A 16,488-nucleotide genomic window follows, 5' to 3' on the forward strand; every position below is an offset into this window, starting at 1 on the left:
GAGGGAATTTTAATGAGCTTTTTCATTTCTGATGCGGTAGCTGCAACAGGTGCTCCATCGCAGGGTAGCCCGTACTCTTTGATTCTTATGCTGGTGGTGTTCGGCCTGATTTTCTATTTTATGATCCTGCGTCCGCAGCAAAAGCGTACCAAAGAGCATAAAAAACTGATGGACTCCATCTCCAAGGGTGATGAAGTGCTGACCAACGGTGGTCTGGTTGGCCGCGTAACCAAAGTAGCTGAAACTGGCTACATTGCTATCGCGCTGAACGATACCACCGAAGTGGTTATCAAACGTGATTTCGTAGCTGCCGTTCTGCCGAAAGGCACCATGAAGGCGCTGTAATTTTCGTTTTCCCTAAGGGAACTACACGTGTTAAACCGTTATCCTTTGTGGAAGTACATCATGCTGATCGCCGTACTGGCGATTGGCCTGCTGTATGCGCTTCCCAACCTGTATGGTGAGGATCCGGCAGTTCAGTTAACTGGCGTGCGCGGTGCCGCCGCCAGTGAACAAACGCTGATCCAGGTCGAAAACACCTTAAAACAAGAAAATATCACCGCTAAGTCTGTGGCGCTGGAAGAGGGCGCTATTCTCGCTCGCTTCGACTCTACCGATACCCAGCTCCGTGCGCGTGAAGCGCTGATGAGCGTAATGGGCGACAACTATGTCGTGGCGCTTAACCTTGCTCCTGCTACCCCTCGCTGGATGTCGACTATCGGTGCGAACCCGATGAAGCTCGGCCTTGACTTGCGCGGCGGCGTCCACTTCCTGATGGAAGTCGATATGGACACAGCGCTGGGCAAGCTCCAGGAACAAAATATCGATGGCCTGCGCAGCGACCTGCGTGACAAGGGCATTGCTTATACCAACGTGCGTAAAGCCGACAATTACGGCGTAGACATCGTCTTCCGTGATTCAAGCGCGCGCGACGCAGCAAGAGATTACCTTTCCTCCCGCCATCGCGATCTGGTGTTCTCCAACCAGGGTAGCAATACGCTGCGTGCCGTGATGAGCGATGCTCGTCTGAGCGAAGCGCGTGAGTACGCGGTCCAGCAGAACATCAACATCCTGCGTAACCGTGTGAACCAGCTTGGCGTCGCCGAACCGCTGGTGCAGCGTCAGGGTGCTGACCGCATCGTGGTTGAGCTGCCGGGTATTCAGGACACCGCACGTGCGAAAGAAATCCTGGGCGCAACCGCTACGCTGGAATTCCGCCTGGTGAACACCAACGTGGATGCCTCTGCGGCAGCGTCTGGCCGCGTGCCGGGTGACTCCGAAGTGAAACAGACCCGCGAAGGCCAGCCGGTTGTGCTGTACAAGCGCGTGATTCTGACCGGGGACCACATCACTGACTCCACGTCCAGCATGGATGAATACAACCAGCCACAGGTAAACATCTCCCTGGACAGCGCTGGCGGTACCATCATGTCTAACTTCACCAAAGACAACATCGGCAAGCCGATGGCAACCCTCTTTGTGGAGTACAAGGACAGCGGTAAGAAAGACGCGAATGGCCGTTCCGTCCTGATGAAAGAAGAAGAAGTTATCAACGTGGCGAACATTCAGTCTCGCCTGGGTAACAGCTTCCGTATCACCGGGATCAGCAATCCGAATGAAGCTCGCCAGCTCTCTCTGCTGTTGCGTGCGGGTGCGCTGATTGCGCCGATTCAGATTGTTGAAGAACGTACCATTGGTCCAACGCTGGGTCTGGAAAACATCAAGCAGGGCCTGGAAGCATGTCTGGCCGGTCTGGTGGTCTCCATCATCTTCATGGTCTTCTTCTATAGGAAGTTTGGCCTGATTGCGACCTCTGCGCTGCTGGCTAACCTGGTGCTGATTGTGGGGATCATGTCCCTGCTGCCGGGTGCTACGCTGACCATGCCGGGTATTGCGGGTGTCGTCTTAACCCTTGCGGTAGCGGTGGATGCCAACGTACTGATTAACGAACGTATCAAAGAAGAACTGCGAAACGGGCGTTCGGTACAGCAGGCGATTGATGAAGGCTACAAAGGCGCGTTCAGCTCCATTTTCGATGCCAACATCACCACGCTTATCAAAGTTATCATCCTGTATGCCGTGGGCACCGGGGCGATCAAAGGGTTTGCTATTACCACCGGTATTGGCGTTGCGACCTCGATGTTTACCGCAATCGTCGGCACCCGTGCCATCGTGAACCTGTTGTACGGCGGCAAACGTATCAACAAGCTGTCTATCTAAGGAGTGCGTTGTGGCACAGGAATATACTGTTGAACAATTGAACCACGGCCGTAAAGTCTATGACTTTATGCGCTGGGACAACTGGGCCTTCGGCATCTCCGGCATCCTGCTGATCCTTTCCGTCGCGGTTATCGGCGTGAAAGGCTTCAACTGGGGCCTGGACTTTACCGGCGGTACGGTTATCGAAATCGGGCTGGAAAAACCAGCCGAGCTGGACACCATGCGCGCCGCGCTGCAGAAGGCGGGTTTTGAAGAGCCGCTGGTGCAGAACTTCGGCAGCAGCCGTGACATCATGGTTCGCATGCCGCCGGCTAAAGGCGAAACCGGCGGCCAGGTGCTCGGCAGCAAGGTTGTGAGCGTGATTAACGAAGCGACCAGCCAGAATGCGGCAGTGAAACGTATTGAGTTTGTCGGCCCAAGCGTGGGTGCGGATCTGGCTCAAAACGGTGCGATGGCGTTGCTCGTCGCGCTGCTGTCGATTCTGGTGTACGTAGGGTTCCGCTTCGAGTGGCGTCTGGCTGCCGGTGTGGTTATCAAGCTGGCGCACGACGTGGTGATTACCATGGGTGTGCTGTCGCTGTTCCACATTGAAATTGACCTGACCATCGTCGCGTCGTTGATGTCGGTTATCGGCTACTCGCTGAACGACAGCATCGTGGTTTCGGACCGTATTCGTGAAAACTTCCGCAAGATCCGCCGCGGGACGCCTTACGAGATCTTTAACGTCTCCCTGACCCAGACGCTGCAAAGGACCTTGATCACCTCAGGTACCACCTTAGTGGTTATCCTGATGCTGTATCTGTTCGGTGGGGCGCTGCTGAAAGGCTTCTCCCTGACGATGCTTATCGGTGTCACCATCGGTACCGTGTCTTCTATCTACGTTGCCTCTGCGCTGGCGTTGAAGCTGGGCATGAAGCGCGAGCATATGCTGCAGCAAAAGGTAGAGAAAGAAGGGGCGGATCAGCCGTCCATTCTGCCGTAATAGCGTTAAGCGTTTGATAAAACCGCAGCCTTCGAGCTGCGGTTTTTTTTCGCCCTGTGTTTTTCTCCTGACAGTATGGTGTCAGGAGGGGGTCAGTAGACTCATGGTTACTGACAACACAGGAGAAACACAATGAGCACACTCATCAACTGGTTTGAGATCCCCGTTACCGATATGGCGCGAGCGGTCGCTTTTTATCAACGTGTACTGAACGCTGAATTTCGTCGTGAAACGATAGCCGGCGTGGAGAATGCGGTATTTTCGTATAGCCAACCTGCCACCGGCGGCTCTTTGGTGAAGGGGGAGCGGTTTGTGCCTTCTGAGACAGGCGCGGTGATTTATCTTTATACGCCCGATATCGTTAAAGCATTACAGCAGGTAGAAGTGGCGGGTGGCCGTCTGGATTTTGGTCCGCAGGTGTTGCCCTATGATATCGGCACGATTGCGTTAATGATCGACAGCGAGGGCAATCGCGTCGGGTTGCATCAGCCGGTTTAAGTCTTAATACTGACGCTAAAGCCTGCCGCCCGGGCAGGCCTTATTTTCCCGGAACAACCATGAGCCGAAGAGCCGATCGATTATTTCAGATAGTGCAAATCCTTCGCGGCAGGCGCCTGACGACGGCTGCACAGCTTGCCGCAAGGCTGGAAGTTTCAGAGCGAACTATCTACCGCGACATTCAGGATCTCTCCCTCTCCGGCGTGCCGATAGAAGGGGAGGCGGGCTGTGGCTATCGCCTGCTGGCAGGGTACGATCTTCCTCCGCTGATGCTGACGACCGGAGAGGTTGAGGCGGTGATTGCGGCGCTAAGAATGGTGCAAACCTGGAGCGGAGAATCGCTGGCCAAATCTGCCGAGTCCGTGCATGAAAAACTCCTCGCTGTGCTCACCCCGGAAAAGCGTCGGGTTGCCGAACGCAGCCGCATTATCTCGCCAAATTTTAACAAGTTTCCGCAGGTGAAAGCCCGGTTCGATCTGTTTCATTCCGCCATCGACAAATGCCAGGTTGTTCATCTCCTGTATGAGGATGAAAAAGGGGAGTTGACGGAGCGGGATATTCATCCGTTAGGGCTGTCATTTTGGGGGGAGGTCTGGCTGCTGGTGGCCTGGTGCGAGGCACGGAATGATTATCGTAGCTTCAGGCTGGATCGCTGTCGGGATATTCATTTAACCGGACGGGTGTTTCAGGAGCGCCACGATCGTTCTCTGCAGGCTTTTATTGCCCTTCAGAAGGCCAAAGGCTATTTGCCTGAGAAATAAAAAAACCGGCCAGTTGGCCGGTTTTTTTACAAGGGATGACGATTAGAAGTTGTAACCGACAACCACATAATAGCCGAAGCCAGTAGACTTCACGCGCTCGTTCATGAAGAACGGCTGATCGCCATCTTTCCACTGGCCGCCGTTATGGAAGTAACGAGCCACGAAGGAATAGTGCAGATGATCGTAGTTCAGCGACAGGATGTGGCTGGACGCAACGGAGTTATTGGTACGGTACTGATCGTTGCCCAGGTCAGAGTCCCAGTCTACGTTGGTGAAACCGATATAGCTCAGTTTACCACCCCACAGGGAGGTGATCGGCACGAAGTATTTAACCTTGAAGCGGTAGCCATCCCACTCGTTTTCGTTAGAGGCACCGTAGTTCTGCCACTGGTACTTGGCATACACGTTCATCGACAGGCTCATTGGCAGGCCGGTGTCGATATCGGTACCCAGACCCATGTACCAGGTGCTCTGGCGATTAGCCTGGTTACGACCCATGTCGTAAATGTAGTTGTTCGCGAAGTACCACTCTTTGAACGGACCAAAGCTCAGGTCGGTCCCGGTCAGCTTATCGATGGAGAAGCGAGGTTCGATTTCCATAAACAGTGGGGAACCGTGGTTCCAGATCCCTTTCGCCTGGGTGTTACCGCCGAAGAAGACTGGCGCATCCACGTAGCCGTAGAAATCGAACCAGTCTTTTTTGGCGAATGCTTCATATTCCAGGTAGGTATCGTTGCGCAGCTGTGGCCCGAAACGGGTGTGATAGCTGCCGACAACGTTAACGCTCTGGTGCCACCAGTCGGAGAGGTATTCGCTGTTTTTTGCTTCTTCTGCGCTGGCAGAGAAAGAGCTGGAAAGCGCCAGAACGGTGCCGGCTGCCAGAATAATTTTTTTCATATTTTTAGCCACTGTTTACGTAATTTTGGTGCGATGCGGATGTGAGATGTCATCCCTGGCCGCCGGTCTCAGGGGAAGGACCTTTGCAGCGCGACTATTATAGAAATCCCTGCTCACAAAAATATGTTCTATTTCACATTCTTCTCATATGCGTAATCGATTGCGTTCACGTTTGCGCACATTAAAAACGGCGTGATTGTACCTGCTTCGTCAAATTACGCAAACGTATGCCGGGTTGTTACATCTAAATGTGATATGGATCACCCTAAGGACGAAGTGATAATAGTGGGGCTGCTTCACATATTGTGCGGGGCGTGTGAAAGAGTGTGACAAGCTCTCTTGTCGAAAAATGTCTCTTAGTCATCTTTTTGTTTCATCGCTTCCGGGAGAACGGGGTGACTTCGACCCTCACCCCGGCCCTCTCCCAGAGGGAGAGGGGGAAAACCGCCGAAGATTGATTTCCTCTCCCAGAGGAAGAGGGGGGAAAACCGACGATGATCTCTTCCCTCTCCCAGAGAGGTTGAGGGAAAACCAGCGGCGGGGGATTTTTATTCCCTCTCCCAGAGGGGGAAAACCAGCGATGGGGGATTTTTTTCCCCTCTCCCTTTTAGGGAGAGGGCCAGGGTGAGGGTAAGAAGCGAATCTGTGGTTGAAGCGAGCGTTGGGCAAGGAGCGAAAAACTTATTGCGCGGCCATTGGCTGTGCGGCAGAAACTGGCTGAATATCGTGTACGCGCACAAACCCTAATTGATCGGGCGTGATACCGGACAGGCGAAGCGGAATCGACACGTCACTCGGGGCGAGGATGCTGGCCGGAGCGTCTATAGATTGTGTTTGCACGTTAACTTCCTGGAAGTTGTCCGTGGTCCCCTGGATCTGCCCCCATTCCACTTTGCCGCTGAAGGCCGGCAGCGGATCGTTCGATTCCCCCTGAATCAGCAACGTGGCGCGGGTGCCGTTGGCTTCAGCCGCAACGTTAGTCAGCGACATTTTCAGGTTACCAATCTGGCTGTTAAGGCGTGCAGCCGTGTTTGAACCCGGCAGAAGATAAACGCCGCTGGTCGACTTCGCGTTCAGAGCATTCTGCTGGGTCAGCTTCACCGTTTGCTGGCTAAGTTTGGTCATTTCCTGATTTAAGGAACCAATTTGACTGCGCATCTGACGTACTTCAGTTTGCTGGGCGCAAGCGGTCAGGCTCATCAGACTTGAAACCAGGATAATTCTTAAGTAAGTCTTTGTCATGGTTGGCTTTTCCTTGTTAAGGTTCGCTGATTTAAGCGTAGTTCTTCGCGTTTGAAAAGTCATATTTGACGTCGCAGCGTCGGCGCTGTCTTTGTACTCCCGCAACTTCGCGGTAAACTATTGTTCATCTTTATAATCCCAGCAGGAAACGCTATGCATTGCCCATTCTGTTTCGCCGTGGACACCAAAGTTATTGACTCTCGCCTGGTGGGTGAAGGTTCCTCCGTACGCCGTCGGCGCCAGTGCCTGGTTTGTCACGAACGCTTCACGACTTTCGAGGTTGCGGAGCTGGTGATGCCGAGAGTGGTGAAGAGCAATGAGGTGCGCGAGCCGTTTAACGAAGACAAACTGCGCAGCGGCATCCTGAAAGCGCTGGAAAAACGTCCGGTCAATTCTGACGACGTGGAAATGGCTATCAGCCATATTAAGTCGCACCTTCGAGCAACCGGCGAACGCGAAATCCCGAGTAAACTCATCGGTAACCTGGTGATGGAGCAGCTCAAGAAGCTGGATAAAGTCGCCTATATTCGCTTTGCTTCGGTCTACCGTAGCTTTGAAGATATCAAAGAATTTGGTGAAGAAATCGCCCGTTTACAGGATTAATGCCGATGTCTCTTGATGAACAGTTTATGGCTCGAGCGCTTGAGCTGGCTAAACGCGGGCGTTTTACCACCGCACCGAACCCGAATGTCGGCTGCGTGATAGTTAAAGACGGCAAGATTGTGGGGGAAGGGTTCCACTTTCGCGCCGGGGAACCTCATGCGGAAGTTCACGCTTTGCGTATGGCTGGCGAGCAGGCCCGGGGGGCCACGGCTTACGTCACGCTTGAACCCTGCAGCCACCATGGCCGCACGCCACCGTGCTGTGATGCCTTGATTGCCGCGGGCGTGTCTCGCGTGGTAGCGGCCATGCAGGATCCTAATCCGCAGGTTGCCGGCCGAGGCCTTTACCGTTTACAGCAGGCGGGCATTGAAGTTAGCCACGGCCTGATGATGAACGAAGCCGAAGCGCTGAACCGCGGGTTCCTTAAGCGTATGCGCACGGGGTTCCCATTCATCCAGCTTAAACTCGGCGCTTCGCTGGACGGCCGTACCGCGATGGCAAGCGGAGAAAGTAAATGGATTACCTCTCCCCAGGCGCGTCGCGACGTGCAGCGCCATCGCGCGCAAAGTGCCGCGATTCTTTCCAGTGACGCAACTGTATTGGCAGATAACCCGTCATTAACGGTCCGCTGGGATGAACTGGATAGTGCCAGCCAGGTAATTTATGCCGAACAAGATTTGCGCCAGCCGATTCGTATTGTGCTGGATCGTCAAAACCAGGTGACGCCGGAGCACCAAATTATTGCCAATCCGGGGCAAACCTGGCTTGCCCGCAGCCAGGCGGATGAACAACCCTGGCCTGAGGGCGTTGAGCAACTGCTGGTGCCTGAACATAACGGCCATCTTGATTTGGTCGTGTTAATGATGCAGCTTGGCAAACGCCAGGTGAATTCTGTCTGGGTGGAGGCAGGGGCAACGCTTGCCGGGGCGCTGTTGCAGGCGGGCCTGGTAGATGAACTTATTGTCTACGTCGCGCCAAAATTATTAGGCAATGATGCCCGCGGTTTGTGCGAGCTTCCAGGCCTTGAAAAACTTGCTGATGTGCCGGAGTTCAGCTTTAGCGAAGTCCGCCAGGTCGGCCCTGATTTGTGCCTGCATTTGACGCCCATTTACGGACGCCAGTAAAACGTAAGCAGTCACGAAAAGATTATGATAAAATCCGCCCCCCTGCGGGGCTAAACAGAACCCGTAAAGGAAGATTATGAACATTATTGAAGCTGCTGTTGCTACTCCTGACGCTCGCGTCGCCATCACCATCGCGCGTTTTAACAACTTCATCAATGACAGCCTGCTGGAAGGTGCTATCGACGCCCTGAAACGCATTGGTCAGGTGAAAGACAAAAACATCACCGTAGTTTGGGTGCCGGGCGCTTACGAGCTGCCGCTGGCCGCTGATGCTCTGGCAAAAACCGGTAAATACGATGCTGTTATCGCGCTGGGTACCGTGATTCGCGGAGGCACTGCACACTTCGAATACGTTGCCGGCGGTGCCAGCAACGGTCTGTTAAGCGTAGGCCAGGACAGCGGTATTCCCGTTGCCTTCGGCGTGCTGACCACCGAAAGCATTGAACAAGCCATCGAACGCGCTGGCACCAAAGCCGGTAACAAAGGTGCAGAAGCTGCACTGACCGCGCTTGAAATGATTAATGTATTGAAAGCCATCAAGGCCTGATTTTTGTAAGGGGAAATCCGTGAAACCTGCTGCTCGTCGCCGCGCCCGTGAGTGTGCCGTCCAGGCGCTCTACTCCTGGCAGTTGTCTAAAAACGACATCTCTGATGTCGAATACCAGTTCCTGGCGGAACAGGACGTCAAAGACGTTGACGTTGTCTACTTCCGCGAGCTGCTGAGCGGCGTAGCTACTAACAGCGCGTATCTGGATGGGCTGATGAAGCCTTACCTGTCCCGTCTGCTTGAAGAGCTGGGCCAGGTGGAAAAAGCGGTACTGCGCATTGCGCTGTTTGAACTGTCCAAACGTGATGATGTGCCGTACAAAGTGGCCATCAACGAAGCGATTGAGCTGGCGAAAACCTTCGGCGCCGAAGATAGCCACAAATTCGTTAACGGCGTTCTCGACAAAGCCGCTCCAGCTATCCGTCCCCACAAGAAGTAATCTCCTGGCCGGGTTTTCCCGGCCTTCTTTTTTCCTGCAACTGACATTCCTGAGGTATCACGCATGGCATGCGGTGAGTTTTCCCTGATTGCCCGTTACTTCGATCGCGTTACAAGTTCTCGTCGTGATGTGGAAGCCGGTATTGGCGACGACTGTGCGTTGCTGTCGGTACCCGAAAAACAACTGCTGGCAATCAGCACCGATACGTTAGTGAGCGGTAATCACTTCCTGCCGGATATCGATCCGCGGGATTTGGGTTACAAGGCGCTGGCGGTGAATTTAAGCGATCTGGCCGCAATGGGCGCAGATCCGGCCTGGTTAACGCTTGCGATAACGCTCCCGGAAGTGGATGAAGTGTGGCTGGAGGCATTCAGCGACAGCCTGTTCGAACAGCTGGATTATTACGATATGCAGCTGATTGGCGGCGACACAACCCGCGGTCCGCTTTCCCTGACGCTGGGCATCCACGGCATGATCCCTGCCGGACGGGCGCTCAAGCGCAGCGGTGCCAAAGCCGGGGACTGGATCTATGTCACCGGTACGCCGGGCGACAGCGCGGCGGGTCTGGCAATTCTGCAGCAGCGTCTGCAGGTTGCGAATGCACAGCATGCGGATTATCTGCTTAAGCGACATCTGCGCCCAACGCCGCGCGTTTTACACGGTCAGGCGTTGCGCGATCTGGCCAACAGCGCTATCGATCTTTCTGACGGTCTGATTTCCGACCTCGGCCATATCCTGAAGGCCAGCGAGTGCGGGGCGCGTATCGATCTCGATTTGCTGCCGTATTCCGAAGCGTTGCGCGAGCATGTTGAACCAGAGCAGGCGCTGAAATGGGCGATGTCCGGCGGCGAAGACTATGAGCTGTGCTTCACCGTGCCGGAGCTAAACCGTGGCGCACTGGACGTGGCTATCGGCAATCTGGGCGTGCCTTATACCTGTATCGGGCAGATTGTTTCTGCGTCGGAAGGGTTACAGTTTACCCGCGAAGGGAAGCCGGTGACGCTGGAGATGAAGGGTTACGATCACTTTTCGTAGTGGCTGATCATTACCCTCACCCCAACCCTCTCCCTAAAAGGGAGAGGGGGCCAAAACAATAAAATTTCCTCTCGGTCTTCAAGAGAAGGGGACTTAAAGGCGGGAACGGTTTCCCCCTCTCCCTAAAAGGGAGAGGGAGCCAAAACAATAAAGTCTCCTCTCGGTCTTCAAGAGAAGGGGACTTAAAGGCGGGAACGGTTTCCACCTCTCCCTAAAAGGGAGAGGGAGCCAAAATAATAAAGTCTCCTCTCGTTCTTCAATATAAGGGGACTTAAAGGCGGGAACGGTTTCCCCCCTCTCCCTATGGGAGAGGGCCGGGGTGAGGGTAATTATTTATATCCCGCCACCGGATGCCGCTGATACGGCGTCTCCAGCTCGGCAATTTCCTCAGACTTCAACGTTAAATCTACCGCACCAAGCAGGTCGTCCAGTTGCTCCTGGCGTGAAGGCCCGACAACCGGCGCGGCAATACCCGGTTTGCTGAGCAGCCAGGCCAGTGCTACCTGCGCGCGTGAAACGCCCTTATCCGCGGCGATGTTTGCCAACCGCTCGGCGATAAGCGCGTCATTTTCGTTATTGGTCTGGTACAGCGATTTTCCCACTTCATCCGAGACTGATCGTGCCGTGGTGTCTCCCCAAGGGCGAGTCAGCTTGCCGCGTGCGAGCGGGCTCCAGGGGATCACCGCAATTTTTTCTTTGTAGCAAAGCGGGAACATCTCCAGCTCTTCTTCACGGTAAATCAGGTTGTAGTGATCCTGCATGGTAACGAATCTTGCCCAGCCTTCTTGAGACTGCAGGGCGAGAGCTTGAGCGAACTGATCGCTGCGCATTGAAGAGGCGCCGATATAGCGTGCTTTCCCGGCTTTAACCACGTCGTTAAGTGCCTCTAGCGTCTCTTCAATAGGCGTGCTGTAGTCCCAGCGGTGGATTTGCAGCAAATCGACGTAGTCGGTGCCGAGTCGCTTCAGACTGTCGTCAATCGAACGCAGGATCTGTGGGCGGGAGAGTCCCTGAGGCAGATCGCCAACTTTGTTATAAACCTTCGTGGCAACCACGACGTCCTGGCGGCGAGCGAAGTCGCGCAGCGCGCGGCCTAAAATCTCTTCGCTGCTGCCGTCGGAGTAGTTATTTGAGGTATCGAAGAAGTTGATCCCTTTTTCCAGCGCGTGGCGGATTATTTCCCGGCTGCTCTCTTCGGGAAGCGTCCAGGCATGGCTGCCGCGGTTCGGTTCGCCAAAGGTCATACAGCCGAGGCAAAGGCGGGAGACGTTAAGGTCGGTGGTACCTAAAGGATTGTATTGCACGATATCGCTCCTGCTTATGTAGGAATATCTATTAAGCATAGCAGGAGCAATAAGGGGGATTAGTTGAGCCAGCTCCGGATCTTAGCTTCGATCCCGGCCGCATCAAGGCCGATTGCCGCGCGCGCTTCTTCCTGAGTGCCCTGAGGAATGAAGAAATCAGGCAGGCCGAGGTTAAGCACGGGAACCGGTTTGCGATGTGCCATCAGCACTTCGTTCACGCCGCTACCTGCCCCGCCCATAATAGCGTTCTCTTCAATCGTTACCAAAGAGTCGTGGCTGGCGGCAAGTTCGAGAATCAGGGCTTCATCCAGTGGCTTAACAAAACGCATATCGACCAGCGTGGCATTCAGCGCTTCGGCTGCCGCGGCGGCTTCCGGCATCAAAGTACCGAAGTTGAGCAGCGCAATTTTTTCGCCTTCGCGTTTCACAACGCCTTTACCTATTGGCAGCTCCGCGAGCGGTTCCAGCTCAGCGCCGGTTCCGGTCCCACGCGGGTAACGCACGGCGCTTGGGCCTGCGCTGTAGTGGTAACCGGTATGCAGCATCTGGCGGCATTCGTTTTCGTCGCTTGGGGTCATGATAACCATGTCCGGGATGCAGCGCAGGAAGGAGATATCAAAAGCGCCCTGGTGCGTCTGGCCGTCAGCGCCGACAATGCCTGCGCGATCGATGGCAAACATCACCGGCAGCTTCTGAATCGCTACGTCGTGAATCACCTGGTCGTAAGCGCGCTGCAGGAAGGTGGAGTAGATCGCAACCACTGGCTTATAGCCGCCAATCGCCAGGCCCGCTGCGAAGGTCACCGCGTGCTGCTCGGCAATCGCTACGTCAAAGTACTGGTCAGGATACTGGCGCGAAAATTCCACCATGCCGGAGCCTTCACGCATGGCAGGCGTAATGGCCATCAGTTTGTCATCGTGGGCTGCGGTTTCGCACAGCCAGTTGCCGAAAATCTTCGAATAGCTCGGCAGGCCGCCAGTGCTTTTCGGCAGCGTGCCGCTCTGAGGATCGAACTTCGGTACCGCGTGGAAGCTGATCGGATCTTTTTCCGCAGGGGCGTAGCCGCGCCCCTTTTTGGTCATGATATGCAGGAACTGCGGGCCTTTCAGGCTGCGCATATTCTTCAGCGTATTGACCAGGCCAATCACATCGTGGCCGTCGATAGGCCCGATGTAGTTAAAGCCGAGTTCTTCAAACAGCGTGCCTGGCACCACCATGCCTTTGATGTGCTCTTCGGTGCGCTTCAGTAGCTCTTTAATCGGCGGTACGCCGGAGAAGACTTTCTTGCCGCCTTCGCGCAGCGTGGAGTAAAGCTTGCCGGAAAGCAGCTGCGCCAGATGATTGTTCAGCGCGCCGACGTTCTCGGAAATCGACATTTCGTTGTCGTTCAGTACGACCAGCATGTCCGGGCGAATATCGCCGGCATGGTTCATCGCTTCGAAGGCCATCCCGGCGGTGATTGCGCCATCGCCAATCACACAGACGGTTTTACGGTCTTTCCCTTCCTTTTCAGCGGCAACGGCGATCCCGATACCTGCGCTAATGGAGGTGGAAGAGTGGCCCACGCTCAGCACGTCATACTCGCTTTCCGCGCGCCACGGGAACGGATGCAGGCCACCTTTTTGGCGAATAGTGCCAATTTTGTCGCGGCGGCCGGTCAGAATTTTGTGCGGATAGGCCTGGTGGCCAACGTCCCAGATGAGTTGATCAAACGGCGTGTTATAGACGTAGTGCAGCGCCACGGTCAGTTCGACCGTGCCGAGACCGGAGGCAAAGTGCCCGCTGGAGCGGCTTACGCTGTCGAGCAGATAACGGCGTAGCTCATCGCAAAGCTTAGGCAAGCTCTCTTTAGGCAGCACTCGCAGATCCGGGCTGGCATCCACCAGAGCGAGGGTCGGGTATTTGGCGATATCAAAACTCATCAGAAATCTAAACTCATCGTTGTTATACGTTATTTATCACGGTGGATAATGTAGTTTGCTAACGCTTCCAGTGCCGCTGTGTTCAGCGACAGCTCAGAAAGTTCGGCCAGAGCCTGCAGTGCTTCCTGATAGAGATCCTGCGCTTTTGCCTGCGCCTGTTCAAGCCCCAGCAGCGCCGGATAGGTACTTTTGCCCAGTTGCTGATCGGCGCCCTGGCGTTTGCCTATCGTGGCGGTATCGCCGACAACGTCCAGAATGTCATCCTGAACCTGGAAAGCGAGGCCGATGCTTGCAGCATAGCGGTCCAGAATCGGCAGGGCTTTTCGGCCTGCTTCACCGGCACTCAGCGCGCCCAGGCGAACAGCGGCGCGAATCAATGCCCCGGTTTTATGGCGGTGAATACGCTCCAGGGAAGCCAGGTCAACTTGCTTGCCTTCGGCTTCTAAATCCAGCGCCTGGCCGCCACACATGCCTGCCACGCCGCTGGCGGTAGCGAGTTCTGAAACCATAGCTAAGCGATCGGCAATATCAACGCCGGGCATCGGCGCATCACTCAGTATAGAAAACGCCAGCGTTTGCAAGGCATCTCCGGCCAGAATGGCATTTTCTTCGCCAAATTTAATGTGGCAGGTCGGCTGGCCACGACGTAAATCGTCGTTATCCATGGCCGGTAAGTCATCGTGAATCAGCGAATAGGCGTGAATGCATTCCACTGCCGCGGCAGGGGCATCGAGTGCTTCATCGGCGACGCCAAACATTTCACCGGTAGCGTACACCAGGAACGGACGCAGGCGTTTACCGCCCAATAGTGCGCCATAGTGCATCGCTTCAACCAGTGGACTGTTCTGAAACGGCAGCGGCGCCAGAAAGCGCGCAATAGCGTCGTTAACCCGTACAACGTGGGCCTGAAGCTGTTGGTTAAAATCCATATTACTCGGCGTCCGGGGTAAAGGGAGTCAGAGGGGCGTCTTCGCTGTCGCTCAGTAAGATCTGTACGCGCTGCTCTGCCTGCTGGAGTTTCACTTGCCCCTGGCGAGCCAGCTGCACGCCGCGCTCAAATTCGTTTAACGCCTCTTCAAGGGCGAGATCGCCGCTTTCCAGACGAGTAACTATTTGCTCCAGTTCGACCAGTGCGGTTTCGAAGCTGGCCGGAGATTCGGTTTTTTTCGGCATGGTGAATGTCTGACTCTGTTTTAATTCGACGCCGACATGGTAGCGGAGTCAATGTGATTATCAAGCTAGCTCGTACAAGTCGGTTAAGGTGCGCAGTCTTTGTGGGATGGTGATATACTTGCGCGCCTCGGATGCAGGTGGCATGACGCCGCTGCAAGTACTTCTTTCTACGCCCGCGTGCTGCGCAGCCAGCCCGGCTGACTAAACGAACCCTTACCGCCATGAAGTTTATCATTAAATTGTTCCCGGAAATCACCATCAAGAGTCAATCTGTGCGCATACGCTTTATTAAGATGCTCACCGGGAATATTCGTAACGTTTTAAAACACTACGATGAGAGCCTGGCGGTTGTTCGCCACTGGGACAACATTGAAGTTCGCGCCAAAGATGAAAACCAGCGTATCGCCATTCGTGAAGCGCTGACCCGCATTCCGGGTATCCACCACATTCTTGAAGTTGAAGATGTGCCGTACACCGACATGCACAACATCTTTGAGCAGGCGTTAGAGCTGTATCGCGACAAACTGGAAGGTAAGAGCTTCTGCGTGCGCGTCAAACGCCGTGGCAAACACGAATTTAGCTCCATTGAAGTTGAGCGCTACGTTGGGGGCGGCCTGAATCAGCACATCGAATCCGCTCGCGTTAAGCTCAACGATCCGGATGTGACGGTTAATCTTGAGATCGAAAACGATCGCCTGCTGCTGGTTAAAGGCCGCTACGAAGGCATCGGCGGTTTCCCTATCGGGACTCAGGAAGACGTGCTGTCGTTGATTTCCGGTGGCTTCGACTCCGGCGTGTCCAGCTACATGCTGATGCGTCGCGGCTGTCGCGTGCATTATTGCTTCTTTAACTTGGGCGGGGCTGCTCATGAAATCGGCGTGAAGCAGGTGGCGCATTATCTGTGGAACCGCTTCGGCAGCTCTCACCGCGTGCGCTTTGTTGCCATTAACTTTGAGCCAGTGGTCGGCGAGATCCTGGAGAAAGTCGAAGACGGGCAGATGGGCGTGGTGCTGAAACGTATGTTTGTGCGTGCCGCCTCTCAGGTTGCCGAGCGCTACGGCGTTCAGGCTCTGGTGACCGGCGAAGCGTTAGGCCAGGTGTCCAGCCAGACGCTGACTAACCTGCGCCTGATCGACAATGTTTCCGATACGCTGATCCTGCGCCCGCTGATCTCCCACGACAAAGAACACATTATCGATCTGGCCCGTGAAATCGGTACCGCTGATTTCGCTCGCACCATGCCAGAATACTGCGGCGTGATCTCGAAAAGCCCGACCGTGAAAGCGGTGAAGGCGAAGATTGAGGAAGAAGAGCAGAAGTTTGACTTCTCGATTCTGGATCGCGTGGTTGCCGAGGCGACCAATATCGATATCCGCGATATTGCGACCCAGACGAAGCAGGACGTTGTGGAAGTCGAAACGGTTAATGCGTTTGGCGCCAACGAGGTATTGCTGGACATTCGCTCCAACGACGAAGTCGATGAGAAACCTTTTGCGCTGGAAGGCGTTGAGGTTGTGGCGCTGCCGTTCTACAAGCTGAGCACCAAGTTCGGCGATCTCGACCAGAGCAAAACTTACCTGCTGTGGTGTGAGCGCGGCGTGATGAGCCGCCTGCAGGCGCTGTATTTGAGTGAGCAGGGCTTTAAGAATATTAAGGTTTACCGCCCGTAAAGGACTGACCCTCACCTCGGCCCTCTCCCTAAAAGGGAGAGGGAGAATTCAGGGGGAGCGTTCTCTCTCTA

General features: G+C 54.9%; 17 protein-coding genes. 11 read left to right on the forward strand and 6 right to left on the reverse strand.

Annotated elements, in window-relative coordinates:
• The first annotated feature begins 12 nt into the window (after positions 1–12).
• The 5 genes from yajC to B9Y90_RS04570 all read left to right on the forward strand — a co-directional run bounded on the left by yajC (position 13) and on the right by B9Y90_RS04570 (position 4,461).
• Positions 13–345: a preprotein translocase subunit YajC gene (gene yajC, locus B9Y90_RS04550; RefSeq protein WP_039290737.1), complete on the forward strand. Its 333-nt coding sequence runs from the start codon at positions 13–15 to the stop codon at positions 343–345.
• A 27-nt stretch (positions 346–372) separates the two neighbouring features.
• Entirely contained in the window at positions 373–2,220 is a 1,848-nt protein-coding gene (gene secD, locus B9Y90_RS04555) for a protein translocase subunit SecD (protein WP_085540364.1), read from the forward strand.
• Positions 2,221–2,230: 10 nt separating this feature from the next.
• Positions 2,231–3,202 carry a protein translocase subunit SecF gene (gene secF / locus B9Y90_RS04560; RefSeq protein ID WP_085540365.1) on the forward strand — a complete coding sequence of 324 codons (972 nt, stop codon included), beginning with the start codon at positions 2,231–2,233 and terminating at the stop codon, positions 3,200–3,202.
• 132 nt (positions 3,203–3,334) lie between these two features.
• Positions 3,335–3,700: a VOC family protein gene (locus tag B9Y90_RS04565; protein ID WP_085540366.1), complete on the forward strand. Its 366-nt coding sequence runs from the start codon at positions 3,335–3,337 to the stop codon at positions 3,698–3,700.
• 59 nt (positions 3,701–3,759) lie between these two features.
• Positions 3,760–4,461, forward strand: coding sequence for a helix-turn-helix transcriptional regulator (locus B9Y90_RS04570; protein ID WP_085540367.1), 702 nt, complete (start codon positions 3,760–3,762; stop codon positions 4,459–4,461).
• A 42-nt stretch (positions 4,462–4,503) separates the two neighbouring features.
• Here B9Y90_RS04570 and B9Y90_RS04575 read toward each other — a convergent pair whose 3' ends face one another.
• Entirely contained in the window at positions 4,504–5,358 is an 855-nt protein-coding gene (locus B9Y90_RS04575) for a nucleoside-specific channel-forming protein Tsx (RefSeq protein WP_085540368.1), read from the reverse strand.
• 681 nt (positions 5,359–6,039) lie between these two features.
• On the reverse strand, positions 6,040–6,600 hold the full coding sequence (locus B9Y90_RS04580; RefSeq protein WP_039290749.1) for a SadB/YajI family lipoprotein: 561 nt from the start codon (positions 6,598–6,600) through the stop codon (positions 6,040–6,042).
• A gap of 153 nt (positions 6,601–6,753) precedes the next feature.
• Here B9Y90_RS04580 and nrdR point away from each other — a divergent pair, with 153 nt between their 5' ends.
• The 5 genes from nrdR to thiL all read left to right on the forward strand — a co-directional run bounded on the left by nrdR (position 6,754) and on the right by thiL (position 10,348).
• A complete protein-coding gene (gene nrdR, locus B9Y90_RS04585) occupies positions 6,754–7,203 on the forward strand; it encodes a transcriptional regulator NrdR (RefSeq protein WP_008454553.1) in 450 nt (149 codons plus the stop codon).
• A gap of 5 nt (positions 7,204–7,208) precedes the next feature.
• Positions 7,209–8,327: a bifunctional diaminohydroxyphosphoribosylaminopyrimidine deaminase/5-amino-6-(5-phosphoribosylamino)uracil reductase RibD gene (ribD, locus tag B9Y90_RS04590; protein WP_085540436.1), complete on the forward strand. Its 1,119-nt coding sequence runs from the start codon at positions 7,209–7,211 to the stop codon at positions 8,325–8,327.
• Positions 8,328–8,403: 76 nt separating this feature from the next.
• Positions 8,404–8,874: a 6,7-dimethyl-8-ribityllumazine synthase gene (gene ribH, locus B9Y90_RS04595; RefSeq protein WP_008454557.1), complete on the forward strand. Its 471-nt coding sequence runs from the start codon at positions 8,404–8,406 to the stop codon at positions 8,872–8,874.
• Positions 8,875–8,893: 19 nt separating this feature from the next.
• A complete protein-coding gene (gene nusB, locus B9Y90_RS04600; RefSeq protein WP_039290751.1) occupies positions 8,894–9,313 on the forward strand; it encodes a transcription antitermination factor NusB in 420 nt (139 codons plus the stop codon).
• A 63-nt stretch (positions 9,314–9,376) separates the two neighbouring features.
• Complete coding sequence (gene thiL, locus B9Y90_RS04605) at positions 9,377–10,348, forward strand: thiamine-phosphate kinase (RefSeq protein ID WP_085540369.1); 972 nt, start codon at positions 9,377–9,379, stop codon at positions 10,346–10,348.
• 329 nt (positions 10,349–10,677) lie between these two features.
• On the opposite strand, the gene B9Y90_RS04610 is transcribed toward thiL, so the two are convergent.
• From B9Y90_RS04610 to xseB, 4 genes are read right to left on the reverse strand one after another with little or no spacing between them, the layout of a single operon-like run.
• Positions 10,678–11,652, reverse strand: a complete 975-nt coding sequence (locus B9Y90_RS04610) for an aldo/keto reductase (protein WP_085540370.1) — start codon at positions 11,650–11,652, stop codon at positions 10,678–10,680.
• A gap of 59 nt (positions 11,653–11,711) precedes the next feature.
• A complete protein-coding gene (gene dxs / locus B9Y90_RS04615) occupies positions 11,712–13,574 on the reverse strand; it encodes a 1-deoxy-D-xylulose-5-phosphate synthase (protein ID WP_085540371.1) in 1,863 nt (620 codons plus the stop codon).
• Between the two features lie 29 nt (positions 13,575–13,603).
• On the reverse strand, positions 13,604–14,503 hold the full coding sequence (gene ispA, locus B9Y90_RS04620) for a (2E,6E)-farnesyl diphosphate synthase (protein ID WP_039290758.1): 900 nt from the start codon (positions 14,501–14,503) through the stop codon (positions 13,604–13,606).
• 1 nt (position 14,504) lies between these two features.
• Positions 14,505–14,747, reverse strand: a complete 243-nt coding sequence (gene xseB / locus B9Y90_RS04625) for an exodeoxyribonuclease VII small subunit (protein WP_039290760.1) — start codon at positions 14,745–14,747, stop codon at positions 14,505–14,507.
• A 221-nt stretch (positions 14,748–14,968) separates the two neighbouring features.
• Here xseB and thiI point away from each other — a divergent pair, with 221 nt between their 5' ends.
• Positions 14,969–16,417 (forward strand): tRNA uracil 4-sulfurtransferase ThiI, encoded by a 1,449-nt coding sequence (gene thiI, locus B9Y90_RS04630; protein WP_008454575.1) that lies wholly within the window; start codon positions 14,969–14,971, stop codon positions 16,415–16,417.
• Positions 16,418–16,488: the final 71 nt, after the last annotated feature.

The organism is Cedecea sp. NFIX57, from assembly GCF_900177785.1.
In the GTDB taxonomy this organism is placed as follows: domain Bacteria; phylum Pseudomonadota; class Gammaproteobacteria; order Enterobacterales; family Enterobacteriaceae; genus Cedecea; species Cedecea neteri_C.

Excerpts from the sequence above, each read along its gene's own strand:
- yajC (WP_039290737.1), top strand. The coding sequence starts at position 13 with ATGAGCTTTTTCATTTCTGATGCGGTAGCTGCAACAGGTGCTCCATCG.
- B9Y90_RS04565 (WP_085540366.1), top strand. The coding sequence starts at position 3,335 with ATGAGCACACTCATCAACTGGTTTGAGATCCCCGTTACCGATATGGCG.
- B9Y90_RS04570 (WP_085540367.1), top strand. The coding sequence starts at position 3,760 with ATGAGCCGAAGAGCCGATCGATTATTTCAGATAGTGCAAATCCTTCGC.
- B9Y90_RS04575 (WP_085540368.1), bottom strand. The coding sequence starts at position 5,358 with ATGAAAAAAATTATTCTGGCAGCCGGCACCGTTCTGGCGCTTTCCAGC.
- B9Y90_RS04580 (WP_039290749.1), bottom strand. The coding sequence starts at position 6,600 with ATGACAAAGACTTACTTAAGAATTATCCTGGTTTCAAGTCTGATGAGC.
- nrdR (WP_008454553.1), top strand. The coding sequence starts at position 6,754 with ATGCATTGCCCATTCTGTTTCGCCGTGGACACCAAAGTTATTGACTCT.
- ribD (WP_085540436.1), top strand. The coding sequence starts at position 7,209 with ATGTCTCTTGATGAACAGTTTATGGCTCGAGCGCTTGAGCTGGCTAAA.
- ribH (WP_008454557.1), top strand. The coding sequence starts at position 8,404 with ATGAACATTATTGAAGCTGCTGTTGCTACTCCTGACGCTCGCGTCGCC.
- thiL (WP_085540369.1), top strand. The coding sequence starts at position 9,377 with ATGGCATGCGGTGAGTTTTCCCTGATTGCCCGTTACTTCGATCGCGTT.
- dxs (WP_085540371.1), bottom strand. The coding sequence starts at position 13,574 with ATGAGTTTTGATATCGCCAAATACCCGACCCTCGCTCTGGTGGATGCC.
- ispA (WP_039290758.1), bottom strand. The coding sequence starts at position 14,503 with ATGGATTTTAACCAACAGCTTCAGGCCCACGTTGTACGGGTTAACGAC.
- xseB (WP_039290760.1), bottom strand. The coding sequence starts at position 14,747 with ATGCCGAAAAAAACCGAATCTCCGGCCAGCTTCGAAACCGCACTGGTC.
- thiI (WP_008454575.1), top strand. The coding sequence starts at position 14,969 with ATGAAGTTTATCATTAAATTGTTCCCGGAAATCACCATCAAGAGTCAA.